The organism is Clostridium sp. ZBS15 (assembly GCF_023845705.1).
In the GTDB taxonomy this organism is placed as follows: domain Bacteria; phylum Bacillota; class Clostridia; order Clostridiales; family Clostridiaceae; genus Clostridium; species Clostridium aquiflavi.
On sequence record NZ_JAMQHY010000029.1, the window covers coordinates 24978 to 35705 of the forward strand.

The window sequence follows — 10728 nt, forward strand, 5'->3', positions numbered from 1 at the left end:
TCCAATTACAATGCCACTTTACCTAATGAATATATCAACACATATTTAAAATTAATTATGTTATTTTAATTCACATAAGTATTCTTCAAAGCATATACCTTCGTGTACTGAAATATCTAATTCTGATGTGAATTCTAGGCATTTGCTTATAAAATCACTAGCTTTTTTTACACTAGCTATAATATCTAAATTATTTACCATATCAGCAGCTAATATTGAACTAAACACATCTCCTGTACCACAACGATCTTTTCCAACTTTTTTTACACTTATTATCTTTGGAGATTTTCCAATTTCATAAATATAATTTTGTACATAATTATTATTTTGTAATCCTGTTATTACAATTTTTTTAGGACCATTTTCACATAGGCTTTTAGCTATAAATTCTAGTTCTTTTTCATTTAGAGTTCTATTTGGATAGGGCATATCTATTAACTTGCAGGCCTCAGTTAGATTTGGAGTTATTATATCAGCATATTTTATTAGTAATTTCATCTCATTACACATTTCATTTGTATATGTTGAATATATTTTTCCGTTGTCGCCCATTATAGGATCAACTAAAATATGTGTATTATTATCTTTGAATTTTTTTATAAAATCTATGACAATATCAATTTGATTTTTAGAACCTAAAAAACCTGTACATATGCCATCAAAGTTTAAGTTGAGTTCTTTCCAATGGTTCGTGAAATTTTCCATCTTATCTGTGTAATCATCAAAAAAGAAATTTGGGAATGCTGTATTTGCAGATAAAATTGCAGTGGGCAATGGGCAACATTGTATTTTCATAGCAGATATTATTGGAAGTGCAACAGTTAAAGAACAACGACCAAATCCAGATAAATCATTTATAACAGCTATTCTTTTTTGTTTATTTTTATTCATATTAACACCTCTATTAAGTAACATTTCTTTATTTGACTAAAGTATAAACTTTTCTATTACTTTTGCAACACCATCATTTACATTTGTATCTGTAATGTAATCGGCAACTTCTTTTACTACATCTGAACCATTTCCCATAGCTACCCCAAGTCCAGCAAATTTAATCATTGATAGGTCATTTTCGTTATCCCCTATACAGATGACTTCTTCTTGCTTTATTCCAAGTTTTTCAGAAAGAATTCTTGCAGCATTTCCTTTTGAAACACCCCTTTGCATAACTTCAAAATTGTTATCACCAGAACTTACAGTCTCTATATCTGAAAATTTTAACAAATTATTTTTAACTTCAAATAAAGTATTTTTATCTTTACTATTATCTAAACAAATTACTTTTATTATTTTATTACTGTATTTTTCAAGAATTTTATTTATATCAGATGTAATGAAAAATTTAACTTTTTTTTCATCACTGACTAATTTATTTGTTACATTGTATGTATGATTTTCAGGAAATAGAGAATCAACAATAGCTGTATCATGAGTATAATATATTATTTTAAAATCATGTCCTTTTATAGAATCATGAATCTTTAATACTTGTTCATTAGTTAAGGTATTACTATACATTACTTCATTTGTTGATCTATTTTTTATGTATGCTCCATTGCATGAAATAAGATCTGTTTTTATACCTATAAGGTCAGCAAAATAATCAGCAGAAGCAAATATTCTCCCTGTGCTTATAGCAACTTGCACACCTTTCTTAACAGCTTTTTTTAAAGCATCTTTGTTTCTTTCACTAATATTACTGTGACCATTTAATAAAGTACCATCCATATCGATACATACTAATTTATATTTCATAAATAACATCCTCCCTTTAATGTATGACTATGTTTTTTATTGTACAGCAAATTATAGAAAATTTTAAGTTTTAAAGACTTAAAAAACTATATCTATGAGCAAATATTAGTTGAAAATTGAGATTACCAGATAAAGAGTAGGGAATTTAGAGTGCTGAAAGAAATTCTATATTAGAATTTTAAAATATATATTTTTTAAGAAAACCAGTGGCTTTCAATCATAATTGTCCATTGTCAACTGTAAATTGTTCATTGAAGGGTGGCACAACCGTTTTTTTAAAAACTTAATGAGCCTTCAAGATATGACTTACATATTGCTTTAAATCCTAATTCTTTTAGTACATTTAAGCATATAGCAAACACTTCATAAGAAGAAGTTTCTGTTCTATTTAATTTACATAAAATATTATTAACTTCTTTTTCTATTAATTTAAGTTCAGCATCTGATAATGGTTCTGTAACTTCTTCTGATGCGTTAAGTATTGATTGTCTAATTTTTGACATTTGAAATTCTTCAGTTCTTCCATTTTTTTTAATTATGTTCATATAATCATCTCCTGACTTATAAATGTTTATTTATATTATCGGTTAAAAGCTATATAAAGTAAATGTTTAATAGACTAATAGAATATATTGTTTGGAATTATGAAGATTTATATTAGAATTTGTAATAAGTAAGAATTTTATTTAAAATAGAGTATTATTAAAAAATTGGTAAATTTATTGTTTTGGGCATATATTTTAGTTATAAGGAAGTTATTATAGATTAATTATCCATGATAACTATAATTTACATCAAGAACTTCATGTGATAAAATTAGATTATATTTATAAGAAAAATGGATAATTATGTTAAAAAATATGACAACTAGGAAGGGGGAATACTATTTTGAATATTAAAAGTAAAATAGTATCATTTTTATTTGTATTTGTAATGGCATTAGGTTTTATGTCATCAACTATTGTACAAGCATCTGTAAAAGATATAAACATAATATCAGATACAGAAGCTACTGCAAGTGATGCAAAAAAATGGGCAAAAACTAAAGGTGCAACTGAAGAATTTTTAAGTTTAGCAGACCTTTATTGGAAGTATTCAGAGACTTGCGGAAATGTTAATCCAGCTATTGCATATGTACAATCAGCAAAAGAAACTGGATTTGGAAGATTTGGAGGAGTATTAGATTCGAGTTTTCGTAATCCATGTGGAATGAAAACTTCACAAGGTGGATCAGATGGAGATAAATATGCTCATAAGAAGTTTAATACTTGGGATGAAGGCGTACAAGCTCACATGGATCATTTAGCACTTTATGCAGGGGCCAATGGTTATCCTAAAAGTGATACATATGATCCAAGACATTTCATAAGTATAAAAGGAAAATCACCAACTGTTAATTCATTAGGTGGGAAATGGGCTCCAAGTCTTACTTATGGAGAAGAAGTAAACAAATATTATATAGAATTATGTGATTATTCAAATATTACGGTTGATAAAGATGATCAAAAAGATGATGAAGATAATTTAAATGACAATGATGGTAATGATTCATCTTATTTTGCACCACCAGGACCTGTTGAAAAGAAACCTAATTCTTTAGTAACTGATTCTGTAATAATGTTTGACAATTCTTTTGTTGAGCCAACACTTAATAGAGAAACAAATGTTAGTTCAGATATTGGCTGGAAAGAACAAGACGGAAAGTGGTACTATTATTATTCAGATGAAAGCAAGGCCGCTGGATGGATTAATCCTAATGGAAACTGGTACTATTTAAATTCTACAGGGGAGATGTCTGTAGGATGGGTGAATTTAGATAATTCATGGTATTATTTCGATGCTGATGGAATTATGGTAACTGGTTGGAAGTGTATAAATAATAATTGGTATTACCTAAAGACAAGTGGTATAATGGCAACTGGATTTTTACAAAATGCAAATGATTTATATTACTTAGATAAGTCAGGTGCTATGCTTTCAAAAGAAGGTTGGAATTTAATAGACGAAAAATGGTGCTATGTTGAAAATAGTGGAAAGTTAAAATTAGGTTGGCTTTTAGATAATGGAAATAAGTATTATCTTCAAGGCGATGGAAGTATGGTTACGGGAATAAAGTTAATAGATAATAAAACTTATGTATTCGATCAAAATGGAATCAATAAAACAGGTTGGACAAATATAAATAATTATTGGTATTACTTTAATGAAAATTCAGAAATGAGTACAGGATGGCTTAATTTAAATGGAACATGTTATTACTTATATGATACTGGAGCTATGGCAACAGGGTGGTTAAACTTAGATGATGAGTGGTATCATTTAAATGATAATGGAAGTAGAAGCACAGGATGGGTACAAAGTGGTGGATATTACTATTACTTAGACCTGGAAAGTGGAAAGTTACTTAAGAATACAAAAGTTGATGGTTATAATATAGATAAAAATGGAAGAAGAAAATCAGATAAAAATGATGTAACTTCTGGAAATAATTCTAATAATAGTTTAAGCAAGACTATTGTAGTGGATGCAGGTCATAACTTTGGTGGAGATGATGGAGCATACGCTACCAATAATGGGATTACTTATTCAGAAAGAGATTTAAATATGCAAGTTGCAGCAAAACTTAAATCAGAACTTGAAAATAAAGGTTATACTGTTGCTATGACTAGAAATGAATCAGAGAGAGAAACATTAGCAGCTATGCAAAGTCTTGATAAAAGAGTTAAATTAGCTAATGATCTTAATGCTACTTTATTTGTAAGTATACATCATAATTCAGCAGATGCAGCATCTGCAAATGGAGTGGAAGTATTTTATAGCACTAATGCTCAAGATGATAGAATGGGTGGAAAAGCACCTAACCAATCAAGAATTGAGAAAAGTAAAGCAATGGCAACAAGTGTTGTAAACAATATATGTAGCAAAACAGGTGCTACAAATAGAGGACCTAAAAATGGGAATTTAAATGTTTGTAGAAACACTAATATGCCAGCAATACTTATTGAATGTGGATTTATAACTAATGCAAATGAAGCAGCAAGATGTGCGGATTCAAACAATCAGACAATTGTAGCAAAAGCAATAGCTGAAGCAATTGAAAATCAATTAAATTAATTGTAGAAACTTATAAAAGTTAAATAAAAAAATCTTTTACGTAAATTTAAGATTTATGTAGAAGATTTTTTATTTTTTTCTATGGAAAATGAAACCATAAAAAACTTGCTAATTAAGTACAATTAAGTAGAATAAAGGCTCTAGACAGAATTAGAAAGTTAATTATAAAAATTTACTTTTTTTTTTGCATATGTTAGAATTAGTGTGATTTTAGAATATTAATGCAAATTTTTTGGAGAATTTTGTAGATGATATTTTAAATTATATATTTCAGAGGAGAATGGAGGGAAAGAAAGATTTTGAATATTAATAAAAAGGTTATTTCACTATTTCTTGCTTTCACTATTGTATTTTCAATTGTTCCGACAATTAATGTACAAGCTAGTACTAAAGGAGACTTTGCTGATATTAAGATAGTATCAGATACGAAAGTTACTGCCAAACAAGCTAAAGAATGGGCTGAATCAAAAGGTGCTACAAGTACATTTGCAAGTTTAGCAGAGCTTTATTGGAAATATGCAGAAAAATGTGGAGATGTTAATCCAGGGATAGCATATGTACAAGCTGCCAAGGAAACTGGATATGGTAAGTTTGGTGGAGTATTAAATGAAAGCTATAATAATCCATGTGGAATGAAAACGTCACAAGGTGGAGGAGATACAGATCCAAATGCACATCAAAGATTTAATTCTTGGGACGAAGGAGTACAAGCCCACTTAGACCATCTTGCATTATATGCAGGTGCTCAGGGCTATCCAAAAGATGGTACATATGATCCAAGGCATTTTGTAAGTATTAAAGGGAAAGCAACTACTGTTAATTCATTAGGTGGAAGATGGGCGCCAAGTCCTACATATGGTAAAGAAGTTAATGCATTATATAATAATTTATTAACTTACTCAGGAATAGACAGTGAGTACGAAGAAAACACAAAACCAGATGTACCAGGTTCTAACGAAGAAGAAAATTATATTCCTGAATTTCCAGAAACAGGAACAAAACCTAGCGTGCCAGAAACAACAAAACCTATAGAAGATTCAAATGATAATAGTACTAATATTTCATCATCAATTGGTTGGAAACAACAATATGGAAATTGGTATTATTATAAATCAGATGGGACTAAAGCAACAGGTTGGATAAAGCCAGATGGAAATTGGTACTATTTATATAGTGATGGTTCTATGGCTACAGGCTGGTTACAAACTAAAAATCACTGGTATTATCTTCAATCTTGGGGCGGAATGCAAAAAGGTTGGTTAAATGATGGAGGTAAGTGGTATTACCTTCAAGGTGATGGAATTATGGTTACAGGATTTAGTTCAATAAATGGTAAAACTTATTTTCTAGATATAAGCGGAGCTATGAGAGTAGGTTGGTTTGAAATAAGCGGAAATTGGCATTATTTCAATACTGATGGAAGTATGTTAACTGGATGGATTAAACCATATGAACATTGGTATTACCTATATTCTAATGGTGCTATGGCAAAAGGTTGGATAAAACTTAATGGAGACAAGTGGTATTATCTAAACAATAATGGAGACATGGCAACAGGATGGACTACAGTAGGAAATGACACTTATTATTTAAATCCTTCATCAGGGGAAATGCTTAAGGATACTGTTATAGATGGTTGGAAAATAGGTCCTGATGGAAAAGCAGAAAAAAGACCAGATGGATTAGTGCCAGGAGGATCTTCTAAGCTAATAGTAATTGACCCAGGTCATAATTATGGCGGAGATGATGGGGCTTATGCAACTCATAATAGAGTTACTTATTCTGAAAGAGATTTAAATATGCAGCTTGCAATGAAACTTAAAGTAAAACTTGAATCTAAGGGTTATAAAATAGTTATGACTAGAAATGAAACTGATAGAGAAACTTTAAGTGTTACTCAAAGTCTTACTAAGAGAGTTAATCTTGCCAATGAACTTAATGCTGATTTCTTTATAAGTGTGCATCATAATTCAGCAGATGCTACATCTGCAAGTGGTGTAGAAACTTATTACAGCACAAAAGCTCAAGACTCAAGTTTTGGTGGTGCTTATAGTGATTCTAAGATTTCAACAAGTAGAAGAATGGCTACTAATATTACAAATAGCATTGTAAACAAAACAGGTGCGATTAATAGAGGTGGCAAAGATGGTAACTTATTTGTATGTAGAAATACAAATATGCCATCAGTATTAGTAGAAGCAGGATTTATAAGTAATCCAACAGAAGCAGCAAATTGTGCTGATTCAAATTATCAACATAAAATAGCAGATGGTGTTGCAGAATCAGTAGCAAATTCATTTTAAAATAGAAGAAGGCGTAAAGCCTTCTTTTTTTTATTCTTTAGGAAATTATAGAATTTTTGAAGTTTGAGTGGTTGATGAAATATAAGGTTATGGATATATTTTTGAATTGACAATGTACAATGAACAATTGACAATTTAGGATGAAATCACAACGTGATTTCTAAATATATATTTTTTAAGAAAGCCAATGGCTTTCAACCACAATTGTCCATTGTCAATTGTTCATTGAAGGGTGGCGTAGCTACTTTTTTAGTTGGAATAATTTTCATAGATATATTTTGCCGTTTAATAATAATTTTGTATAAAGCTATATTATATTTGGACGAAAAATATAATATAATTAATATTTTAAAAAAAAGTGTAATTTTTTGAATATTTCCTGAGAAATAATTAGAAATAAGTCTAATGCAAATATATTATTTAATTGCTAAAATATGATAATATATAAATATATATAATAAATTTGGGAAAAAATATTAGGAGGATGAACATGGGGGAGAAAATTAATAAAAAGAGAATTATATCACTATTTGTAGCATTAACGTGTATTTTTTCTTTATTACCAACATCATTTGGTGGAAAAGAAGTACAGGCTGCTACTGTAAATGCTGATGGCGGAACAACCCTAGACATTAGTGCACCAGAATATGCATTAACTGTTACAGGTACAAAACTTGATGGTAATACTATTGATAAGGAAGTAAAAGTTGACAGTACTAAAACAATTTATAACACTCAAGGTAGATTTAAAGATTTTCAAATTAATTTACCAAAATATAAGCAAGAAGCTGTTGATAAAAAAACAGAAAAAGATGAGTTACAAGGCAAGATAACTGAAATTGAAACTACAACTAAAATAGATAGAACAATAGATATTGTTTCAATAAACAAGATAAAAAAAGCCAATTTATCTGATGAAAAAGATGGATTAGGAGTTATAATATCTCCAACTCAAAATAAATCAACAAATGGTGAAGTTACTAATGGTATTACAATTGATAATCTTCCATTAGGAACTAATGAAGTTATGTATGAAATAACTGAGAAAACTACTGTGAATGTAAAGACAATTGTGCATAAAATTAATGCTGACGGCACATATGAAAAGGATACAGAAAATGACAGTAAGCCAATAATAGAGTCTATAACAAGTAAAGAAACACCAATAACTATTGAACATGGTGAAAATTATGCTCAAGGTAAAATAAAAAAGATTGATTTTAAAAGTTATGTAGGATCAAAGGGTACGTATTTAGACGATTTAAAAGGTGGAAAAACAAATAAAAATAAAGTTCCATTTTTATATACTAAAGAGCTTTTAACAACTGATACAGAAAGCTTTTTTACTTATGAACATATAGTAAATGACCAAATTCAAAATTTAGATTATATAATAAATTTTGATGAATCATTTAAATTAGATGGTGCTAAGGTATGGATGGATGGTATTTCATCAACTGCAAGTACAAGTGGAAATATTTTAGAAGGTGCATTGGAAAAAACAGATTCTAAAATTATGGTTATAAAGATGCCTAATAATGGAACATTAGGAAAAAATTATGCAATTAAATTAAAATTTACAGATGAAAATTCTAGCAATGACTATACATTAAGAAAACTTGATATTCAAAGTAAATATAATAATGAAGAGATAATTTCACAAGAAAAAAACTATCTTAATAAACAGTTTAAAGATGTTAGTATACCAGGAGAATCTAAAAGATATGAAGGTAAAATTTATTTGGATAAAAATGCTGGAAAGGTAAAAATTACACCAAATATTGGGAAAACTGATGGCTATGTAGTAAAGCTTAGTAATCACTATCTGGACGAATATGGTAAGATTAAAATAAAACAACAAGATTTTGATAAATTTGTATCTTTTAGTGATAGCACCAGTGAAAAGCCTAATGCAAATGTTATTTATATGGATATTTACGAAGGAAAAGAATCATCAGATCAATTAGGTGCATTATTAGCAACATATGAATTACAAGTTGTGTTTAATGGTGATGAACAACCTAGTAAATTTAACTTTGATAATATTATTTTAAAAGAAGCAAATGGTGGAAAGAAAGAAATAAACTTTAACTCATCAATTCATAAATATGATTTATATGTAAATGATCCATCACAAAAAGTAAGAATTACGTATGAGGATGGTTTAGTAGAAACAGTAGCAAGAGTTAAAGTAAATGGCATTGAGGAATCTATTCAAAGATATGGAAGCTCTGAATTTGATTTGAGTAATTCAGGTGGAAGGCAGTTAACTATTGCTGTTTATAAAGATGGAAATTTAGCATCAGATAAGTATGTATTCAATATACAAGGTGATTCAAATGATGGTGGTGAAGAAATACCAGGTGCTCAAAATGCATATTTAAGTTACTTAAATTTTAATACTGGAGATTTAAAGAAGGAAGATGGAACTTCAGGATTTTCAAGAGAAACTTTAAATTATGATTTAGTAGTTAAACCAGATACAAAAGTTGTTGATGTTACAGCAATAGTTGATGAACCTAAGGCAAATATAACTGAAGCAAAAGTTGTTGAAACAGGTGAAATTTATAATTTAACATCAGGTACTAAAAGTCAAATTCCTTTACAGGAAAGTGGAATTACAACTTTACAAATAGTTGTTACTGCTGAAAATGGTAAGGATAAAAAGATGTATACTGTAGTTATTAAACATGATGGAAGAAGTAATAATGCTGACTTAAAAGATATAGAACTTAATACAGGTGATTATGAATTTAATTCTAAACATGATACATTTAAGGCTCGGGTTGATCAAGATGTAAAATCTGTTAAAGTTAAACCAATACCTGTAGATGAAAATTATTCAAGCATTACTGTAGATGGAGAAAAATTTACAGGAAGTCCAATATCGATAAGTCTTAAAGGTCAATGGAAAACAGAAGTTGATATAGTTGTAGTAGCTGAAGATAAGAGTACAAAGAAGACCTATGAATTAACTATATATAGAACCAATGATCCTTTAGATGACATCAAAGATCCAGATGATGATGATGACGACGATGATGATGATGACAAAGATGACGCATACTATGATGAAAGCAATAAAATTTGGATTGATATGAGCAAGTATGAAGAATGGGGAAAAGTAAAAGGAAAATACATTTACTTTGACAAAAGAGGTAGACAAGTTAAAGATGCTTGGGTAAAGGTTGATGGTAAATGGTTTTATGTTAATAAATCAGGATATAGAGATGATGGTTGGAGAAAAGAAAGTGACGGCAGATGGTATTATCTTGATAGTAATGGAAGAATGATAACTGGTTGGTTTTATGATAAAGAAAGAGGGAATCAATATTACTTTAATGCAAATGGATCAATGCAAGTAGGTTGGTTATACTTAGGCGGGAATTGGTATTATTTTGAATCAGATGGTAGAATGCTTCAAAATGAAAAGGCATATATAGATGATAGGTGGTATTCATTCTCTAACTTTGGAATAATGTATTAGAATAATTTGGTTCTGTTTTAGCAGAGTGTTGATATATGCATAAGCAAAGTGGGCGGAGTAATTGAACTT

General features: G+C 29.3%; 6 protein-coding genes. 3 read left to right on the forward strand and 3 right to left on the reverse strand.

All coding sequences use genetic code 11. The features are described from left to right. Positions 1 to 60: 60 nt before the first annotated feature. The 3 genes from NG904_RS08715 to NG904_RS08725 form a co-directional block, all read right to left on the reverse strand. Complete coding sequence (locus NG904_RS08715; RefSeq protein ID WP_252226641.1) at positions 61 to 891, reverse strand: pyridoxamine kinase; 831 nt, start codon at positions 889 to 891, stop codon at positions 61 to 63. A gap of 36 nt (positions 892 to 927) precedes the next feature. Then, positions 928 to 1755, reverse strand: a complete 828-nt coding sequence (locus tag NG904_RS08720; protein WP_252211779.1) for a Cof-type HAD-IIB family hydrolase — start codon at positions 1753 to 1755, stop codon at positions 928 to 930. Between the two features lie 275 nt (positions 1756 to 2030). Continuing rightward, positions 2031 to 2300, reverse strand: coding sequence for an ATP cone domain-containing protein (locus tag NG904_RS08725; protein WP_252231150.1), 270 nt, complete (start codon positions 2298 to 2300; stop codon positions 2031 to 2033). Positions 2301 to 2643: 343 nt separating this feature from the next. Here NG904_RS08725 and NG904_RS08730 point away from each other — a divergent pair, with 343 nt between their 5' ends. The 3 genes from NG904_RS08730 to NG904_RS08740 all read left to right on the forward strand — a co-directional run bounded on the left by NG904_RS08730 (position 2644) and on the right by NG904_RS08740 (position 10659). Continuing rightward, entirely contained in the window at positions 2644 to 4869 is a 2226-nt protein-coding gene (locus tag NG904_RS08730; RefSeq protein WP_252231152.1) for an N-acetylmuramoyl-L-alanine amidase, read from the forward strand. Between the two features lie 299 nt (positions 4870 to 5168). Next, on the forward strand, positions 5169 to 7172 hold the full coding sequence (locus NG904_RS08735; RefSeq protein WP_252231153.1) for an N-acetylmuramoyl-L-alanine amidase: 2004 nt from the start codon (positions 5169 to 5171) through the stop codon (positions 7170 to 7172). A gap of 490 nt (positions 7173 to 7662) precedes the next feature. Then, positions 7663 to 10659: a cadherin-like beta sandwich domain-containing protein gene (locus NG904_RS08740; protein ID WP_252231155.1), complete on the forward strand. Its 2997-nt coding sequence runs from the start codon at positions 7663 to 7665 to the stop codon at positions 10657 to 10659. Positions 10660 to 10728 lie beyond the last annotated feature (69 nt).

Bases quoted from the DNA above. Each gene is read 5' to 3' on its own strand.
- NG904_RS08715 (WP_252226641.1), bottom strand. From the start codon at position 891: ATGAATAAAAATAAACAAAAAAGAATAGCTGTTATAAATGATTTATCT.
- NG904_RS08720 (WP_252211779.1), bottom strand. From the start codon at position 1,755: ATGAAATATAAATTAGTATGTATCGATATGGATGGTACTTTATTAAAT.
- NG904_RS08725 (WP_252231150.1), bottom strand. From the start codon at position 2,300: ATGAACATAATTAAAAAAAATGGAAGAACTGAAGAATTTCAAATGTCA.
- NG904_RS08740 (WP_252231155.1), top strand. From the start codon at position 7,663: ATGGGGGAGAAAATTAATAAAAAGAGAATTATATCACTATTTGTAGCA.